This is a genomic window from Streptomyces sp. NPDC048560, assembly GCF_040650955.1.
Taxonomy (GTDB): Bacteria; Actinomycetota; Actinomycetes; order Streptomycetales; family Streptomycetaceae; genus Streptomyces.
The window spans coordinates 306134-325140 of sequence record NZ_JBEZIJ010000012.1; the positions used below are offsets into that span (position 1 = coordinate 306134).

At 71.3% G+C, this 19007-nt stretch carries 14 protein-coding genes; 12 read left to right on the forward strand and 2 right to left on the reverse strand.

The window, feature by feature from the left end; genetic code table 11:
• The first annotated feature begins 69 nt into the window (after positions 1-69).
• The gene (locus AB0C82_RS29950; RefSeq protein WP_362847903.1) at positions 70-1986 is read left to right on the forward strand and encodes a serine hydrolase; all 1917 of its coding nucleotides are present in this window, start codon (positions 70-72) and stop codon (positions 1984-1986) included.
• 95 nt (positions 1987-2081) lie between these two features.
• Here AB0C82_RS29950 and AB0C82_RS29955 read toward each other — a convergent pair whose 3' ends face one another.
• Positions 2082-3161 (reverse strand): LacI family DNA-binding transcriptional regulator, encoded by a 1080-nt coding sequence (locus AB0C82_RS29955; protein ID WP_362847906.1) that lies wholly within the window; start codon positions 3159-3161, stop codon positions 2082-2084.
• A 224-nt stretch (positions 3162-3385) separates the two neighbouring features.
• Here AB0C82_RS29955 and AB0C82_RS29960 point away from each other — a divergent pair, with 224 nt between their 5' ends.
• The 11 genes from AB0C82_RS29960 to AB0C82_RS30010 all read left to right on the forward strand — a co-directional run bounded on the left by AB0C82_RS29960 (position 3386) and on the right by AB0C82_RS30010 (position 17336).
• The gene (locus tag AB0C82_RS29960) at positions 3386-4651 is read left to right on the forward strand and encodes an ABC transporter substrate-binding protein (RefSeq protein WP_362847908.1); all 1266 of its coding nucleotides are present in this window, start codon (positions 3386-3388) and stop codon (positions 4649-4651) included.
• Positions 4652-4792: 141 nt separating this feature from the next.
• Positions 4793-5629, forward strand: coding sequence for a sugar ABC transporter permease (locus tag AB0C82_RS29965; protein WP_362847911.1), 837 nt, complete (start codon positions 4793-4795; stop codon positions 5627-5629).
• Positions 5616-6533, forward strand: a complete 918-nt coding sequence (locus AB0C82_RS29970) for a carbohydrate ABC transporter permease (protein ID WP_362847914.1) — start codon at positions 5616-5618, stop codon at positions 6531-6533. The genes AB0C82_RS29965 and AB0C82_RS29970 overlap by 14 nt, the downstream gene beginning before the upstream one ends.
• A 50-nt stretch (positions 6534-6583) precedes the next feature.
• The gene (locus tag AB0C82_RS29975) at positions 6584-7348 is read left to right on the forward strand and encodes an SDR family oxidoreductase (RefSeq protein ID WP_362847916.1); all 765 of its coding nucleotides are present in this window, start codon (positions 6584-6586) and stop codon (positions 7346-7348) included.
• The gene (locus tag AB0C82_RS29980; protein WP_362847918.1) at positions 7336-9123 is read left to right on the forward strand and encodes a heparinase II/III family protein; all 1788 of its coding nucleotides are present in this window, start codon (positions 7336-7338) and stop codon (positions 9121-9123) included. The genes AB0C82_RS29975 and AB0C82_RS29980 overlap by 13 nt, the downstream gene beginning before the upstream one ends.
• 3 nt (positions 9124-9126) lie before the next feature.
• Positions 9127-11112: a hypothetical protein gene (locus AB0C82_RS29985; RefSeq protein WP_362847920.1), complete on the forward strand. Its 1986-nt coding sequence runs from the start codon at positions 9127-9129 to the stop codon at positions 11110-11112.
• A 4-nt stretch (positions 11113-11116) separates the two neighbouring features.
• Positions 11117-11719, forward strand: a complete 603-nt coding sequence (locus tag AB0C82_RS29990; RefSeq protein ID WP_362847923.1) for a YesL family protein — start codon at positions 11117-11119, stop codon at positions 11717-11719.
• Entirely contained in the window at positions 11716-12798 is a 1083-nt protein-coding gene (locus AB0C82_RS29995) for a right-handed parallel beta-helix repeat-containing protein (protein WP_362847926.1), read from the forward strand. The genes AB0C82_RS29990 and AB0C82_RS29995 overlap by 4 nt, the downstream gene beginning before the upstream one ends.
• Entirely contained in the window at positions 12795-13949 is a 1155-nt protein-coding gene (locus AB0C82_RS30000; RefSeq protein ID WP_362847929.1) for an SGNH/GDSL hydrolase family protein, read from the forward strand. The genes AB0C82_RS29995 and AB0C82_RS30000 overlap by 4 nt, the downstream gene beginning before the upstream one ends.
• A gap of 11 nt (positions 13950-13960) precedes the next feature.
• Positions 13961-16357, forward strand: coding sequence for a polysaccharide lyase 8 family protein (locus tag AB0C82_RS30005; protein ID WP_362847932.1), 2397 nt, complete (start codon positions 13961-13963; stop codon positions 16355-16357).
• Positions 16358-16361: 4 nt separating this feature from the next.
• Positions 16362-17336, forward strand: a complete 975-nt coding sequence (locus tag AB0C82_RS30010; RefSeq protein WP_362847935.1) for an acetylxylan esterase — start codon at positions 16362-16364, stop codon at positions 17334-17336.
• An 84-nt stretch (positions 17337-17420) separates the two neighbouring features.
• Here the strand turns inward: AB0C82_RS30010 and AB0C82_RS30015 are convergent, their stop codons facing one another.
• Positions 17421-18980, reverse strand: coding sequence for an NAD(P)/FAD-dependent oxidoreductase (locus tag AB0C82_RS30015; protein WP_362847938.1), 1560 nt, complete (start codon positions 18978-18980; stop codon positions 17421-17423).
• Positions 18981-19007: the final 27 nt, after the last annotated feature.

Consider the following 19007-nt stretch of genomic DNA (forward strand, 5'->3'; position numbering starts at 1 on the left):
CACTGCCGGACGAGATTTCGAAAGTTACTTTCGCGCACGTGCTTCTACAGGATGGGAGAGGGGTTCCGGATGACCGAGGACGCGGGGAACGCGAGGAACGCGAAGTACACGACGGACTCAGCAGACGTGGGGGGCGCGGCGGGCGCGGGAGTCAGCCGCCGGAGGCTGGGCGGCGGGATACTGGCCCTGGGCGGCGCGCTCGCCCTCGCACCGATTCCCTTCGCGGGGACGGCGGCAGGCGCGCAGCGGAACGCGGCAGCATCCGGCGCGCAGGCGCCGAGCACAGGGGCGGAGGCCGGAGGCATGGGATCAGGTACGGGGCGGCCCACACTGCGTCGCGGTTCCGCCGAGCGCGCCGGACTTCTCCAGGAGCCACTGGACCAGCTCGTCGCCGATGCGGAGCAGTATCTCGCCGACTCGCCCAAGCACCCCTGGTACGCGGGTGCGGTGCTCCTCGCGGGACGGGGCGGCACGGTGGCACTGCACCGGCCGATCGGCAAGGCGGTGCGCTACGCGGCGTACGACGAGAAGACCGACAGCGGCGTGGAGTTCCCCGCGGACCAGCAGATCGCGATGGCCGAGGACACGGTCTTCGACCTGGCGTCGGTCTCGAAGCTGTTCACCTCGATGCTGGCGGTCCAGCAGATCGAGCGGGGCGGGCTGGAGCTGGAAGCGACCGTCGCCTCGTACCTTCCCGAGTTCGCGGGCGGCGGCAAGCAGGCCGTCACGGTCCGTCAGCTCCTCACGCACACCTCGGGTTTCCGTTCCTGGATCCCGCTCTTCAAGGAGCCGACCCGGGAAGGCAAGCTGGCACTGCTGTGGAAGGAGGTGCCTGCCAGTGCGCCGGGCACCGCGTACCTGTACTCCGACCTCAATCTGATCTCGCTGCAACTGGTCCTCGAGAAGATCACCGGCCGCGCTCTGGATGTCCTGCTCCGCGAAGAGATCACCGCTCCGCTCGGGATGCACCGCACGCGGTTCAACCCGCCCGCCACCTGGAAGCCGAAGATCGCCGCCACCGAGGATGCCCGGCTGCCCTGGTCGGGCCTGGAACGTGGCCTCGTCTGGGGCGAGGTCCATGACGAGAACGCGTTCAGCCTGGACGGGATCGCCGGCCATGCCGGTGTCTTCTCCTGCGCCTGGGACCTGGCGATCCTCGCCCGTACGCTGCTCAACGGCGGCGTCTACGGCAGGTCCCGCATCCTCTCCGACGACTCGGTGGAGCTGTTGTTCACCGACTTCAACACCGCCTTCCCCGGCGACGAGCACGGTCTCGGCTTCGAGCTCTACCAGCACTGGTACATGGGCGCGATGGCCACGCCACGCAGCGCCGGGCACACCGGGTTCACGGGCACGAGCCTCGTCCTCGACCCGACGACGGACTCGTTCCTGATCGTCCTCGGCAACTCCGTCCACCCGGTGCGCAGCTGGCGGTCCGGCAGCGCACCCCGGGTCGCGGCGGCGAACCAGATGGCACGGGCCGTCGCCGTCAGTCCCGCGGCGGGGCGCACGGCCTGGTTCTCCGGGATGGCGAGCACCGCGACCGCCACCCTGTCCCTGCCCGCCCTGCGCCCGGCGTCCGACCGTGCCCGGCTGAGCTGTGCGCTGTGGTGGGACACCGAGCCAGGGGCCGACGGCGTGTATCTGGAGGCTTCGGCGGACGCGGGGGCGAGCTGGCAGCCGGTGCCGTTCACGACGCTGCGCGACGACGACGCCCAGAACCCCCGCCCGGTGCCGCACCCCACGGGTTCGGCGTCCGGCTGGTCCGGCCGCGTCTGGCACCGCCTCGACGCGGACCTGGCTGCCTGGCGCGGAACCGAGGTGCGGCTGCGATGGAGGTACAGCACCGACCGGCTGTACGTGGGGCGCGGTGTGTACGTGGACTCCCTCCGCGTCGAGGACGGCGGGCGCACGGTCTTCAACGAGGCGCGGCCCGGCGATCGGCGGCGGATCGAGGCGGTGGGCTGGACGGTCTCGGCGGACTGAGGTCGGCGGACGGGCCCCTCGCCCCCCGGTTCAGGGCGGGGGCCTGCGCCGCCCGGCGGCTGAGGGCATGACGTCCGCGCCGCGGGACCCGTCCCTCACGCGACCGGTTCGGGTGTGGGAGCCGGCACCGCCACCTCGACCGGCGCCGTCGACTCACGTACCACCAGGCGTGGACGGATCAGCAGCGAACGCCCGGCCACCGGCGCCGAGTCGATGCGGGCGCGCAGTTGCTGGAACGTCTCCGCCGCCATCTCCGGCAGCGGCTGGCGGACGGTGGTGAGCGGTGGTTCGAAGAGGTCCGCGAGCAGGATGTCGTCGAAGCCGACCACCGAGACGTCCTGCCCCGCCGTGCGCCCGGCGTCCTTGGCACCCCGGCAGATACCGATGGCGCACATGTCGTTGATCGCGACGAACCCGGTGGGCGGGCGCGGTCCGGACAGCAGTTCCCGGGCCGCGTTGCGCCCCAGCTCGGCGGCGTCCTTGTCGCCGAACTCGGTCGTCCCGGCCCCCGGCCAGACGATCGCGTCGGCCGGATCGAGGCCCGCCGACTCCAGGGCCGACCGGAAACCGCGCAGCCGCTCACGGCGGTTGACGCTGTTGACGGAACCCGAGACGAACGCCAGCCTGCGGTGGCCGAGCTCGATGAGGTGGCGGGTGGCGAGCTCGGCGCCCATCGCGTTGTCCACGCTGATGCTGGCCAGCGACGGCGGGTCGCCCGCCTGCGCCGTGCGGTCGAAGGCGACCATCCTCAGGCCCCGGCTGAGCAGCGGCGTCATGTGGTCCAGCGACGGCAGCGAGGAGCAGAGCACCACTCCGCTCACCCCGTCCGCGAGCAGTTCCTCGCCGTACTTGAGCTCACGGGCCGGGTCGCGCTCGCTGTTGCAGAGCAGCACGTGATAGCCCTCGGCGAGCGCGATGGCCTCCAACTCGCGGGCCAGGGAGCCCCAGAAGGGGTTCGCGACGGACGGCACGATGAGACCGATGACCTTGATCCGGCCGGTGCGCAGCATCCTCGCGGCCCGGTTCGGCCGGTAGCTGAGCTGCTCGATGGCCTGCTCGACGCGGGCCAGGGTGGCTGCCTGCATACGGTCGGTACGCCCGTTGAGCACGTTGGAGACCGTGCTCGCGGACACCCCCGCCGCTGCCGCGACCTCATGAATCGTTGCCCCGCTCATGCCACCTCCGGTTCGGAACGCCGTACCCGGCCAGTGTACCGATTTACTGAACACACTCCACCGGTACACCCGTTAACATCCCTGAAAATTCTTGTGCATCAGCTGTTGACGCCACTCTCACGGCGTTCCTAGCATCAGTGCATCGATTTACCAGCGCTTCCCAGCCATACCTGGGGTGACATGACTGGATCGATCCACAACCTCCACCTCAAAAGGGGTGTCACATGGAACTCAACAGACGATCACTGCTCGCCGTGATCGGTGCGGGTACCGCTGCCGCGCTCACGGGCTGCGGCACCGGGTCCACCGCTTCCGGATCGGCCGACGGCCCGGCCGAGGGTGAGATCACGCTGCTCACCCCGATCTTCGAGGGCTCCGACGGCAAGACCCTGCTGGAGCAGAAGATCCTCGGCGGGTTCCGGAAGAAGTATCCGGACGTCAAGGTGAACGTGGACTACACCACGTACGCCCAGCTCAACGAGAAGATCACCACCGGCCTCGCGGGCGGACTGCTGCCCGACGTGCTGATGATGGGGGTCGGCTGGATCCCCCCGTTCGCCGCCAAGAAGGCGATCGCCGAGTTGCCGGAGAAGCTCGCCGCCGCGCACGACTACGAGGAGCGGGTGCTCGACCCGTCGCGTCACGACGGCAAGCTGTACGCCCTGCCGGTCGTCCTCGACACCCGCATCGTGGTCTACCGCAAGGACCACTTCGCCGAGGCAGGCATCAAGATGACCCCCGCCACCTGGGCCGAACTGCGCGCTGTCGCGAAGCAGTTGACGACGGGCGACCGGATCGGCTTCGACCCGTTCTCCATCGATCTGCGCCAGTGCTGGGAGACGTTCCTCTTCGCCAACGGCGGCCGGCTCTTCAGCGAGGACGGCAGGAAGGTGCTGTTCACCGACTCCCGGGGTGTCGAGGCGCTCCAGTTCTTCAAGGACCTGGTCAAGGACGGCTCGGCCGACTACGCGAAGAAGACGGACGCCGGCTCCCCGTCCAACGTCCAGACCGGCAGGGCGTCGATGATGATGTCGACCAGTGCGCTGTGGAGGCAGGTCACGGAGCAGAACCCGGAGCTGATCGAGGGCGACAAGCTGGGTGCGTTCGTGCTGGCCAACCGCAGGCCGGCGATGCTCCAGGGCGGCACGCTCGTCTCCCGCTCCGCGAGCTCCAGGCATCCGGCCGCGGCACTCGCCCTCGTCGAGTACCTCGCGTCGCCCGAGTCGATCCTCGGGGCGGCCGAGCAGCGGGGTTCGGTGCCCGGTCTGCGGGACCTCGACGACACGAGCTACGTGAAGGAGAACCAGTTCGTCGATCTCTCTCTGCAGAGCCTGGAGCACGCCGTCTCGGAGGGCGGCACCGCGGCCTGGATGGAGATCCGCGAAAAGATCAAGCCGACGCTGGAGCCCGCCATCGTGGGCGACCAGTCGGCGAAGGACGCCATCGCCGAGCTCGGCCGCCTCGCCGAGGCCGCGATCGGCCGGATGTAAGGACCCGTCACTGTGGGAGCGACATCCGTGGTGAAGGCACGCCCCGCGCGGCCGCCTTCACCCCCTGAGAAAGCGGCGCCCCGGCGCGCCGGCCGGACCCCCACGGGCCCGGGCCGGCGCCGGCGCCGGGCAGGCATGCTCATGGTGGCGCCCGCGCTGCTGCACGCCTCGCTGTGGATCGGCCTGCCGGTCGTGGCCTCGGTGGCCCTGGCCTTCACGAAGTACGACGTGCTGACGGCGCCGCAGTTCGTGGGTCTGGACAACTTCCGGGACATGCTGGACGACGCGGTCTTCCGCAAGTCCGTCGTCAACACGATCATCTACACCTTCTTCACCGTGCCGTTCGGCATGTTGCTGGGTCTGCTGCTGGCGCTGGCCCTGCACACCGGACTCAAGGCCCGCGGCATCTTCCGTACGGCGGTGTTCCTGCCGCAGGTCACGGCGACCGTCGCGATCGCCCTCGTCTGGCTGTGGATCTACAACCCGGGCAACGGTCTGCTCAACGCGTTGCTGGCGTTCCTCGGCATCGACGGTCCGGCCTGGCTCAACTCGACCACCTGGGCTATGCCCTCGGTGATCCTGGTCGGCATCTGGCAGGGCATCGGCATGAAGATGCTCATCTATCTGGCCGCGCTGCAGTCCCTGCCGAAGGAGCTGTACGAGGCTGCGTCGGTGGACGGCGCGTCGAAAGTGCGGCAGTTCTTCTCGATCACACTGCCGCTGCTGAAGCCCGCCACGTTCTTCGTGCTCATCACCTCGATGATCAGCGCGTTCCAGTCGTTCGACCAGATCTACATCCTCACCGACGGCGGACCCGCCAACAGCACCACGATGATGACGTACGAGATCTACAAATCCGCCTTCCGGGAGTTCCGCGTCGGTTACGCCTGCGCGCAGTCGCTGGTGCTGTTCGTCCTGCTGATGGGCTTCACCCTGGTGAACCGGCGGATCATGGGAGGCACCCGTGGCCACAACTGAGCTGCAGAAACCCGTACCCGCGGCGCGACCGCGGCCGCGCCGCGCACCCGTCCCGGCCGGACGGATCGCGCTCTACGTGACCCTGTCCGTGATCTCCCTGCTGATGGTGGTGCCGTTCGTCTGGATGATCCTCACCTCGCTCAAGACGCCGGTGGAGATCGCCTCGCAGGACGCCGGACTGCTGCCGGAACACTGGGAGTTCGGGAACTACCTCGACGCTCTGGAGGCGGCGCCGTTCGCCACCTACGCCCGCAACAGCTTCGTCATCGCGATCAGCCACACGGTGCTCAACGTGCTGGTGGCCTCGATGGCGGGATACGCGCTGGCGCGGATCAAGTTCCGCGGCAGCGAGGTGATCTTCCTGCTCTTCATCGCGGCGCTGATGATCCCGACGTACACCAAGGTGCTGCCGGAGTTCCTGATCGTCCGCTTCATGCCGCTGGCCGGCGGGAACGACATCCTCGGCCAGGGCGGCAGCGGGTGGCTGGACACCTGGTGGGCGCTGATCATCCCGGGCGCGGTGACGCCGTTCGCGGTCTTCCTCTTCCGGCAGTTCTATCTCGACCTGCCGGTGGAACTGGAGGAAGCGGCGCGGCTCGACGGACTCAGCGAGTTCCGGATCTACGCCCAGATCATGACGCCGCAGGTCAAGCCCGCGCTCACCACGGTGGCGCTGCTGACCTTCGAGTCCTCGTGGAACAACTTCCTCTGGCCGTTGCTGGTGACCCGCACCGACAGTCTGCGGGTGATCCAGGTGGGGCTCTCCGTCTTCAAGACGGAGAACGGCACCCAATGGCACTTCCTGATGGCCGGCACCACGCTGGCCACCCTCCCCATGGTCGTGCTCTTCCTCATCGGCCAGCGCTATTTCGTGCAGGGCTTCGCAACCGCCGGTCTCAAGTGACCGGTACCGGCCCTCCGGCCGGCCATCGAATGATCGAAAGGGCTTCACCCATGTCTGCTGATCTCCACGGTTCCCGCGCACTGGTGACGGGGGCGGGCCACGGCATCGGCCGGGCCATCGCCGTCGCCCTTGCCGAGGCCGGCGCCGACGTCGCCGTCCACTACCACGCCTCCGCCGACGAGGCCGCGCAGACGGTCTCCGCGATCGAGGCACTGGGCCGCAGGGCGAAGGCGTTCAGGGCCGATGTGACGGTGACCCCGGACGTGGACCGTCTCGTCGAGGAGGCGGCCGGCTTCCTCGGCGGCCTCGACGTCCTCGTCTGCAACGCGGGCCATCTGATCGGCCGCGCGAAGATCGCCGAGATGACCGACGACCACTTCGAGCAGGTCCTCTCCGTCAACCTGACATCCGCGTTCCGCACGGTACGGGCCGCACTCCCCCACCTGACGGAGTCGCAGGCGGGCCGCATCATCACGATGTCGTCGCTTGCCGCGCACAACGGCGGCGGCCCCGGCTCGGTCGCGTACGCCGCTGCCAAGGCAGGCGTGCGCGGCTTCACGAAGGGCCTGGCCAAGGAGCTGGCCGGTACGGGCATCACGGTCAACGCTGTCGCGCCCGGCTTCATCAAGGGCACCGCCTTCCACGACACGTTCACCGCACCGGAGGCCCAGCAGTCCATGGAGGCGGGGATCCCGGTCGGCCGGGCGGGCACCCCCGAGGACGTCGCCTCGGCGGTCGTCCACCTGGCCTCGCCGGCGTCCGGCTTCCTCACGGCCACCACGGTCGACATCGACGGTGGCGTGTGGCCGCGTTGAGGCGCATCGCGCGGGAGCGGGGCGGCTGGTGGCACGCGTACGTCTGCCCGGCGCACGGAGTGGAGCTGGACCACGGTGATCTGCTCGCCGGGGTCTTCCCGGACGGCGGTGCGCGGTGTGCGCACGGCTGCCGGGTGGACGACGAGGCGGTGCGCGGTGCCTGGCTGGTGCTGTCGCACCAGGCGTGGGCCCGGCACCTGCGGGTGCTGGCCCACCGGGGCGAGCGTGCCGGGACCGTCGCCCGTCTCGTCGAGTACACCGGTCTGTACGGGGAGCTCGCCACCGAGCGGCACGGCGAGGCGCAGACCTGGATGCTGCGTGGCCGGCTCTTCCACCAGGCGCTTACGGACGCCATCTGGGCGGTGAACATCGGGCACACGGTGATCACGCTGGCCGAGAAGGACACCGACGACCTGTGGGCGGTCCTTCCGCTGCTGGACGAGCTGGAGCGGGCGGCGCTCGACGCCCGCACCGTGCTGACGGGCCAGGGTCAGCTCGCGTCCAACTACACGGCTTGGCTCAACGCGGCGGGTGGCGCGGCAAGTCGCGCGGCGGCGGCCGTGCGCGGCCGGGACTGGGGCGGCGGCGAGCGGTGGCTGTCGGGCGAGCACGGGCTGTACGCCCACCTGCGGGTCGCGGTGGCCGATGACGGCTGGGAGTGGGAGGGCAGCACGTACTACCACGGGTTCGTGCTGCGGGCCGCGCTGCTGGCGCTGCGCTCCACCGACCCCGCGGACATCCCTTCCGACGTCGTGGGTGTTCTGGCCGGCATGACGGACGTCCTGGCGACGATCGCGACGCCCGGCGGCATCCTGCCCGCCCTGCACGACGGCCCGTACCTGCGCGCCCCGCTCGCCCTCGAATGGCTCGAACTCGTGGCACTGGCGCAGCAGTTGGTGCCGTCGACCGCACTGGAGCCGGTGGCCGCGCGGGCTCGCTCGGAGCTCGGCACGGCGGACGACGGACTCGACGGCGAGCTGGCCGGCTGGTTCGCCGGTCCCCCGCTGCCGGAGCGTGCGGCGCCCGGTCCGGTGACGGTGTTCGCGTCCGCCGGTTACGGAGTCCTGCGCGGAGCGGGCATCCACGCGCTGCTGGACTTCGGTCCGCACGGCGGCTCGCACGGACATCGCGACAAGCTGTCGCTGTACCTGTACGGGGACAACACCCCGTGGCAGCCCGACCCGGGGCAGGTCCCCTACGCGCACGCAGAGTTCAGGGACCTGTACGCCTCGACCGCCGCCCACCCGACGTTCCGGGTGGACGGCGCGGAACAGGCCGAGTGCGCGGGAGAACTGGTCGGCTCGGACAGCCGCTCGGTGACCGCCGAGGTGACGGCGGCGTACGAGGGAGTGCGCGCGGTCCGTGGCGTCACGCTCGGCTCCTGCTATCTGGTCGACCTGCTGACGGTCACCGGCACGGAGTCCCGCCGCATCACCGCGCAGCTGCGTCCCGGCACGGCGCTGGACGTCCAGACACAGGCCACGGGGCCGCTGCGCACCACCTGGTACGGCGAGGAGACCCTGCACGGCTGGCACACCCACACGGGCGGGGTCCCCGTCCGTCCGGTGGCGGTACCCGGCCCCGGGCCGGCGGACGACCCCCAGCGGACCCGCACCCGGGTCGACTTCACCGCCGACGCCGACCGGGTCGTCCTGGCCTCGGTGTACCAGGCCTCGTCCGCCGGTCCGGCGGTCAGCGCCGTACGCCTGGACGGCGAGGAGCTGACGGTCGAACTGGCCGACGGCTCCTCGGCGCGCTTCCGGACGGAGGGCTGATCCTTGCTGCTGTCGGCGACCCCGCCGCCCGGACCGCGCCCGGACCGGGAGGCCAGGCTGTACGAGGAGGCGGCCCGTCATCGCGGGCTGACCCCTCCCCGTACCCACCCCCTGGCAAGCATCACCTGGCTGGGGCCGGCGGCCTCGAACCCGGCGCTGGCCTACCGCGTCGGCGGCGACCGGGCGCACCTGACGGAGAGCATCCGCTGGATCGAGGCCGCGGTCCGGCTGCCGCACTGGGGCAGGGCCCACATGCCCGACCACGACCTGGACGCGGGCTGGCTGCTCCACCACCTGTCACTCGTGCACCGGTGGATCGGTGACGACCTGCCGGACGGACTGCGGGCACTGCTGAAGTACAAGCTGCTGCTCCAGGGGCGGCGGATGTACGAGTTCGCGGTGGCGAGCGAGGGCGGCTGGTGGTCGTCGTCGTACTGGCAGAACCACAACTGGATCTGTTACGCGGGACTGGCGACGGCCGGCTACGTGCTGGGCAAGGAGGAGTGGACCGAGCGCGCCAAGGACAATCTCGGCCGGGTCCTGGACCTGATGCCGCAGGACGGTTCACATGCCGAGGGCGTCGTGTACTGGCGTTACGGGGTCCCGTTCCTGGCGGCCCATCTGGATCTCCTGCAGGAGGCCGAGGGCATCGACTGGTGGGGACGGGGCGACTTCCTCTCCCGCACCTTCCGCTACCGCCTGCACCAGACGGCTCCCGGCTTCGCGTTCGTCATCGACCACGGCGACTGCCACGACCGGCGCAGCGGTCACAGTGCCGGGCTGTACTACCGGCTGGCCGCTCAGTACGGCATCGCGGAGGCCCAGTGGATGGGTGATCTGGCGTCGGGTGAACTGCTGTGGCAGGAGGCGGCCGAGAGCGGGGTGCGGCCCGGAATCCTGCCGGAGGCGTATCTGGAGTACCTCTGGTACGACCCGTCGGTGCCGGCCGCTCGTCCCACCGAGACCCGGGCGTTCTTCCCCGATCTGGGGCTGCTGGCTGCCAGGACCGGCTGGGAGGACGACGCCACGATGGTGTCGTTCAAGGCGAGTCCCGGCGGTGGGCACCGGGCGTGGGAGACGGCGGAGAAGCACCGCGCGGAGCTGGGCTGGGAAACCCTGAACCAGGGGCACCACCACCCGGATTCGGGTTCCTTCGTGCTGGTCTCGCAGGGCGCGTTCCTCGCGGTGGACGAGGGCTACAGCAACCGCAAGCGGGCGGCGCACCACAATCTGCTCCTGGTCGACGGCCAGGGGTACGCCGACGAGGACCGCTACCACGTCTACAAGGACATCCCGTTCGAGCGGCAGGCCCGGCAGCGCGACGTGCTGGTCGACGCCGAGGGCGGGTGGGCGCACTCCACCGCCGAGATCGCCGCGATGTACGACGCCGGTCTGGGGGTCCGGCGCCTCGACCGGTCCCTGGTGTTCACCCCTGCCGGGCGGCTGGTGCTGCTCGATCTCGCCGAGGCGGACGAGGGACGGGAGTGGACGTTCCTGCTCCAGACGGACCGGCCGACCGAGGCGCTGCCCGACGGCACCCGGCTGATCCGCACGGGTTCGGCAGTGGCCCGGGTGCGGCATTTCGCACCGCCCGGCGGGACGGTCGCATCCGGGGTCACGGAGGTGGAGGCCAATCCGACGTCCAGCACGCCGGAGCTGCGGCTCACCCGCACGCTGCACACGCTTCGTTCGACGACAGCCAGGTCGTCGCGGGCCCGGTTCCTCACCACGATCACGCCCGGCGCGTCGTGCCGGGCCGAGCGGGCCGATTGCGTGGAAGGTCACGGTGTCAGCTTCGAGAACGGGGAGGAGACCGTGCTGCTCTCCCCCGTCGGCCGCCGCGTCCGTACGGCGACGGTCGACGCCGACGCGGCGGCCGTGCTCCTCTCCGCGGCCGGCGCCCCGTACGTCGTACGGGCCACGCGGCTGGAGCTGAACGGCCGTGTGCTCCTCGACGTCGCGGAGCCGTACACAGGAAAGGTCGGCTGAAACCATGCGGGCAACCCTCTCGTCGGGATGGCCGACGCTGCTGCGGCGGCTGGAGTTCGTGGCCTACCCGGCCGCCGCCGGCGCCGCGTTCACCCTGCTGTCGCTGGGGGTGGTGACGTGGCTGCCCGCGCTCGCCGCGATGGGCCACGCCCTGCAGCGGTGGCGCGAGGAGGGGGACAGCCGCTGCTTCGCCAACGCGTTGTCCGCGTTCCCCCGGTACTGGCGGGCGCTGTGGCGGCACGGGCTGCTGTCCACCGTCGTGGCGGCGGTCCTCGCGGCGAACATCACGTACCTGCTGGGCCGTTCCGAGCCCTGGACCTTCGTGGTGCTCGCCGCTCAGGCCGGGATCGCGGCCGCGTTCGTCATCCATCATGTGGCACTCGCCGCCGAGGCGGGCCGGGCGCCGGACGGCTCGGTGCGTTCCTGGTCGCCCGGTGCCCTGGCCCTGGGCTTCGGATCGGCGGCCCGTGGCACCGCCCTGCTCGGCGCGGTGGTCTCCGCCGTGCTGCTCTCGCTCGTCGTACCGCTGGGGCCGTTGCTTCTGGGGCCCAGCATCCCCGTACTGCTCGCTCTGTCCTTCGCAGACCCAAGGAGGCACACCCCATGAGGCATCACTCGTTCACCGTGCTCGCCACCGCGCTGGCCGCCGCTCTCGCGCCGCTCGCCCTCCCTACCGCCTCGGTCGCGGCCGAGGCGGCGACGGCGTACTACGTCGCACCGTCCGGCAGTGACGCCGCCGCGGGTACGTCGGCGGGCGCCCCGTTCGCCACGATCCAGAAGGCCATGGACGTGGCCCCGACCGGTGCGGTGGTGAACCTCGCAGCCGGCACGTACCGGCAGGACGTGGTGACCAAGCGCGCCGGGGTGACGCTCACCGGTCCGTCGAACGCGATCGTGAAGGGTGCGGGCGGGGCCCGGATCATCCAGGTCCAGCACGACTCGACGACGCTGAGCGGCTTCACCGTGGACGGGCTGCACGGCTCGTCCGCGGAGGTGGCGGGCTACCGCCTCAAGCTCATTTATGTCATGAGCACGACTCCGGGCAACGGAGTGGGCGCGCTCCACATCACCGGGATGACCCTCAAGAACGCCGCCGACGAATGCCTGCGGCTGCGCTACCTCATCACCGGGGCGGAGGTGAACGGCAACACCATCACCAACTGCGGGGTCGCCGACTTCCGGTTCGGCGGGGGCGGCAAGAACGGCGAGGGCATCTACCTCGGCACGGCCCCCGAGCAGCAGGGGGCGAACGGCGCACCCGACGCGGCGGCCGACATCAGCAGGAACAACCGCATCCACCACAACACGATCGACACGCAGGGCAACGAGTGTGTCGACGTCAAGGAGAACTCGACCGTCAACTACGTCGAGTACAACGACTGCACCGGCCAGAAGGACGCGAGCTCCGGCGGGCTCGACGCCCGCGGCAGCGGCAACATCTTCCGCTACAACACCGTGCACGGAAACGCCGGCGCGGGCATCCGGCTCGGTGGGGACACCGCCACCGACGGCATCGACACCAGCGTCTACGGCAACACCATCACCGGGAACGCCGGCGGCGGCATCAAGTTCATGCGGACCCCGCAGGGCCCTGTCTGCACCAACACGATGAGCTCGAACACCGGCGGCGACGCGGTGGGCACGTACGCGAGCGAGTACAACCCGACCGGCGCGTGCCCCCAGTGAGCGGCCGCAGCCCAGCGAGACGCGGGATCCTGACGGCGGCGGCCGGGATGGCCGGGGTGGCGGCGGTGGCCGTGGCCGCTCCGGGCGCACAGGCGGCCGAGCGGTCCGGGGCGGCCCGCTCGCGGTGGGCCACGTCCTGGGCGACGGCGCAGACCGCGCCGACGGCGACCGACGTCGTGGCGAGCGCGGGTCTGACCGACGGCGTCCACACGGCGGTGGTCAGGCTGTCCGCGGGCGGTCAGGTCAGGCTGCGGTACGGGAACGCGTTCGGTGCCGTGCCGATCCTGGTCGGTCCCGTGACGGCGGGCGGGCACCCGGTGACGTTCGACGGCCGGCCGCAGGCATGGCTGGCCGCCGGCGCCTCGCTCACCAGTGATCAGGTCGAGGGACTGCGGGTCTCCGAAGGCGCGCGGCTGGCCGTGGAGACGCGGCTGCCCGGCCCCACCGGACCGCTGTCCTTCCACCGCAACACGCACGCCTCGCACACGGTCGACGGGGTGCGCACCACGTCCGTGCTCCTGCTGACGGGTGTCGAGACGACGGGTGCCGACGGCCCGGTCCTCGCCGTGCTCGGCGACTCCATCGCCGAAGGAGTCGGGACCCCGGACGACGCCGACATGCGCTGGCCGGATCAGCTGGCCCGGCGGCTTCCCGGGTCGGCCGTCGCCAATCTGGGGATCAGCGGAAACCGGCTGCTGCTGAACGACGCCCGGTTCGGGCCCGGTGGACAGGCCCGCTTCGACCGGGACGTCCTCCCGCTGCCGGGGCTGCGCACCGTCCTGGTGCACCTCGGCGTCAACGACCTCCAGCAGCCGCCCGGCCAGACCGACCCGGCCCTCTTCCTGGCCGGATACCGGCAGCTGGTGCTGCGCGCCCACGACGCCGGGCTGCGGATCGTCGGCTCGACCATCGCCCCGTTCGAGGGGTGGGTCCGCTGGACCCCGGAGCTCGACACGGTCCGGCAGCGGATCAACCGCACGCTGCGCACCGGCCGGGTCTTCGACGCCCTCGCGGACTTCGACACCGCGCTCCGCGATCCCGGACGCCCTTCGCGTCTGCTGCCCGCGTACGACAGCGGTGACGGCCTGCACCCCAATCCCTCCGGTCATACCGCGCTCGCCGCGGCAGTCGACCGCCGACACCTCCTGTGAGGGCCACCATCATGAATCCAGGCACCACCCGGCGTACCGTCCTGGCCACGGCGGCCGCGCTCGGCGCTGCAGTCGCCCTGCCCGTCTCCCTCTCGGCGGGCACCGCGCACGCCGCCGTGGGGGACGCCGCCGCGCTGCGCGGCCGCTGGCACACCCTGCTCACCGGCGGCCCCGGGCTCGACCTGGCCGACGCGCGGATCGCGGCGGCGGTCGCCCGGATCGGCAGGGCAGCGGCCACCGCCGCGAAGGGCCTCGACCCGGCCGCCACCGACGGGCTGTTCCCCGATCTGACGAGCACCACGCTCTCCAACCACGTGACGACGTCGTTCAAGCGGCTCGCCACGATCGCGACCGCGTGGGCCGTACCCGGCACCCCGCAGTACGGCGACACGGCATTGCGCGATCTGCTGCTCGGCGGCATCGACTGGATGCTGGCGCATCGTTACGGGCCCGGCCACACCCGCTTCGACAACGACTGGGACTGGGAGATCGGTTCGGCGCTCGCGCTCAACGACGCGACGGTGCTCCTGTACGACACGCTCGGCGCGGAGCGGCTCACCCGGATCACCACCGCCGTACGGCACTACACGCCCGACCCCAACCTGTGGCGCGCCGACCGGCAGATCGCGACCGGTGCCAACCGCGTGTGGATCTCCACGGTGGTCGCGGTCAACGCCGTGCTGCTGGACGACGGCGACGCCCTGGCCCGCGTCCGTGACGCTCTTTCGGACGTCGAGGGTTCGGGCGCCAACAGCGTCCTGGCCTTCAACGACGCGGGCGCGGCCGCGCAGGGCACGGGCGAGGGTTTCTACTCGGACGGCTCGTTCCTCCAGCACTACAAGCACCCGTACACCGGCGGCTACGGCAAGGAACTGCTGAACAACCTCTCCCGGCTGCTCAACCTGCTGGCCGGTACGGCCTGGACGGTCACCGATCCCGATCTCGACAACGTGCGCGTCTGGGTGGACGAGGGCTTCGACCCGCTGCTCGCCCGGGGTGACGTCCTCGCCTCGGTGTGCGGACGCGAGATCGCCCGCCCCAGCAAGCAGGGCCACGCCTCGGCGCAGACGGTCATCGAGGCGGTGCTGCGCCTGATCCCCGGGTTCCCCGGGGAGACCGCCGAGCGCTTCACAGCCCTGGTCAAGCAGTGGATAGCCGAGGACACCTACCGGGACTTCCTCGCCGTCACCGACCTGGCCTCGCTGGTCGCCGCCCGGCAGGTCATCGCTTCGCCCGTCCCCGCACGCGGTCCGCTCGTCGCCCACAAGCAGCACCCCCGGATGGACAAGGCGGCGCACCACCGCCCCTCGTTCGCCCTCGGCATCTCCGCGTACTCCACCCGGATCTACAACTACGAGTCGATCCAGAACGAGAACCTGCACGGCTGGCACCTCTCCGACGGCATGGTGCTGCTCCACACGGACGACCTCGGGCACTACAGCGAGGACTACTGGCCGACCGTGGACCCGGCACGGCTCCCCGGTACGACCGTCATCGCGGGCCGGCCGGCGAACGCGGCGGGACAGCGCACGACGAGCACGGCGGACTGGACGGGCGGCACGGCACTGCCCGGGACGACGCTCGGCGCGTACGGGATGGAGCTGCGGGCGTACGGAAGTTCGCTGCGGGGCCTGAAGAGCTGGTTCTGCCTGGACGACGTGATCGCGTGCGTGGGATCCGGCATCACCGCCGACGCGGGCACGGCCGAGACGGTCGTCGAGAACCGCAAACTGCGCGACCCGGCGGCGGCCCTCCTGGTCAACGGTGCGGCGGCGCCCACAGGCGCGGGCTGGTCGGCGCAGCTCGACCGGGTCAGCTGGCTGCACGTCGCCGGGACCGGTGGTTACGTCTTCCCCCAGCCCGTCACGCTCAGAGGGCTCCGGGAGGACCGCACGGCGACCTGGCGGGAGATCAACCTCAAGTACGGCACGGACACACCGGTCACCCGCCCCTATCTGACGCTGTGGCAGGACCACGGGACGGCGCCCGCCGACGCGGGTTACTTCTGGCTCCAGGCACCGGCCGCCTCCGCCGAGCGCACCCGGTTGTGGTCGGTGGCCCCGCCCGTGCGGCTGGTGGCCCGCTCCACCGCCGTGCACGCGGTACGCCGCTGCGCGGACGGCCTCCTGGCCGCCAACTTCTGGGCTGCGGGCTCGGCCCAGGAGCTGAAGGCCGACGGTCCCGCCTCCGTGCTGGTGCGCCCGGACGGCAAGGCGGTGACGGTGTCCCTGTCCGACCCGACCCAGCTGCGGAGCACGGTCTCCGTCGAACTGGCCGTGCGCGGTCTCACCGTCACCTCGGCGGACCCGGGTGTGCGCGCCGCCCCCGTCAGGGACGGCATCCGGATCACCGCCGACACGGCGGGCCGCTACGGCGCGACCCTCAACCTCACCCTGAAGAGGAGCTAGACCCTTGCTGTTCGACATGCCCCTGGAACGGCTGCGCGAGTACCGGCCGGAGCCGGAGGAACCGGCCGACTTCGACGCCTTCTGGGAGAAGACCCTCGCCGAGACCGCCCGGCACGATCTGGACGCCGAGTTCGTCCCGTACGACGCGGGGTTCGCGACCGTCGACGTGTTCGACGTGACGTTCCGCGGCTGGGGCGGTCAGCCGGTGAAGGCCTGGCTGATGCTGCCGCGCGGGCGCACGGGCCCGCTGCCCGCCGTCGTGCAGTACATCGGCTACAACGGCGGCCGCGGCATCCCCTACTCGTGGCTGACCTGGAGCGCGCTGGGATACGCCCATCTGGTCATGGACAACCGGGGGCAGGGCGGTGGCGGCAAGAACACCGCCGACACCCCGGACTTCCATCCGGAGGGGCACGGTTCGTCCTCGCCCGGCTTCCTCACCCGGGGCATCGAGGACCCGTACCGCCACTACTACCGCCGGCTCATCACCGACGCCGTACGGGCCGTGGACGCGGCGAAGGCCCATGAGGCCGTCGACGCCTCACGGGTGGCGGTCCTCGGCGGCAGCCAGGGCGGCGGGCTGGTGCTCGCGGTCGCCGGACTCCGGGACGACGTGGCGGCGGCCCTCGCGGACGTGCCGTTCCTCTGCCACTTCCGGCGCGGTTCGCAGATCACGGACGCGGGACCGTACTGGGAGATCGCCCGCTGGCTCTCCGGGAACCGCTTCCGGGTGGAGGAGGCGATGGAGACCCTGTCGTACTTCGACGGCGTCAACTTCGCGGCGCGGGCGAGCGCCCCGGCGTGGTTCTCGGTCGGGCTGATGGACAAGATCTGCCCGTCATCGACCGTGTTCGCCGCCTACCACCGCTATGCGGGCCCCGCCGAGATCGAGGTGTTCGCGTACAACGGGCACGAGGGCGGTGCGGAGTACGACCTGCCGCGCAAGCTGACGGCCTTGCGCGGAGTGTTCGGCCACTGATCGGGGCCCCGCCTCCGGCCCCGGGACCCGACGTCGGCCAGGTGCCGTTGCCTTGGCCGGCGCCGGCGGTCCGGCACAAGGAGGTCACCGGCCCAGGGCCGCCATCGCGGCGTTGTGGCCGGGGACTCCGCTGACCCCGCCGCCGCGCACCGCGCCCGCTCCGCACAGCAGCACGTTGGCGTGCGCGGTCTCGACTCCCCAGCGGCCGGTGGATTCCGTCGCGTAGGGGAAGGCCAGATCCCGGTGGAAGATGTGGCCGCCCGGCAGCCGCAGGTCCCGTTCCAGATCGAGCGGGGTCTTGGCCTCGATGCAGGGTTCCCCGTTCTCGTCGAGGGCGAGACAGTCGGCGATCGGCTCGTCCAGGTGGGCGTCGAGCTCGGCGAGGGTGGCCTTGAGCAGCTCGGCGCGTGTCCCGCTGTTGTCCGCGGTGAAGAGCCGGGCGGGGGTGTGCAGGCCGAAGAGCGTCAGGGTCTGGTAGCCACGGGCAGCCAGGTCCGGGGCGAGGATCGACGGGTCGGTCAGCGAGTGGCAGTAGATCTCGGACGGGGGCGCGGCGGGCAGCCTGCCCTGCTCGGCGTCCCGGTAGGCGGAGGCGAGCTGCCCGTAGCCCTCGGCGATGTGGAACGTACCGGCGAACGCGTGCCTCGGGTCGACGCCGTGGTCGCGCAGCCGGGGCAGCCGGGTGAGCAGCATGTTGACCTTCAGTTGCGCCCCCTCCGCCGGGGCGGGCGGCTCCTCGCCGAGGAGTTGGGCGAGGGCCTGCGGTGAGGCGTTGACGAGAACCCGCCGGGCGCCGATGACCTGCTGCGTGCCGGACGAGCGGACGGTGACCTCGGCGTGCGTACCGTCGGTCTCGATCCGGGTCACCTCGTGCAGCGGCCGGATCTCGGCGCCCGCCTCCCGGGCGGCGCGGGCGAGCGCGTCGGTCAGGGCGCCCATACCGCCCACCGGAACGTCCCAGTCGCCGGTGCCGCCGCCGATCACGTGGTAGAGGAAGCACCGGTTCTGCGCCAGGGACGGGTCGTGCGCGTCGGCGAACGTGCCGATCAGGGCGTCGGTGAGCACCACTCCGCGTACGAGGTCGTCGGTGAAGTTCTCCTCGACGGCGACACCGATGGGCTCCTCGAAGAGCATCCGCCAGGCCTCCGGGTCGTCGATCCGGTCGCGCAGCGCCTCGCGGGCGGGCAGTGGTTCGGTGAGTGTCGGGAACACCCGTTCGGCGACCCGGCCCGTCATGGCGTAGAACCGCTGCCACGCCTCGTACTCCTGGTCCCCGCCCGTGAGCGCGGCGAAGGAGTCCCGGGTGCCGTCACCGCCGACGAGCAGCCCGGTGGGCCGGCCGTCGCGGACGGCCGGGGTGTAGGAGGACACGGTCCGCTTGCGTACGGCGAATTCGAGGCCCAGGTCCCGGACGATCTTCCGGGGCAGCAGGGACACCAGGTAGGAGTAGCGGGAGAGCCGGGCATCGACCCCGGCGAAGGGCCGGGTCGAGACGGCCGCTCCCCCGGTGGTCCCGAGGCGTTCGAGTACGAGGACGGACTGGCCGGCGCGGGCGAGGTAGGCGGCGGCGACCAGACCGTTGTGGCCGCCGCCCACGATCACGGCGTCGTAGCGGTGCTGCGCGGGCGCGTCTTGTTCGGTCATGCACCTTCGTAACACGCGTAGATCGGC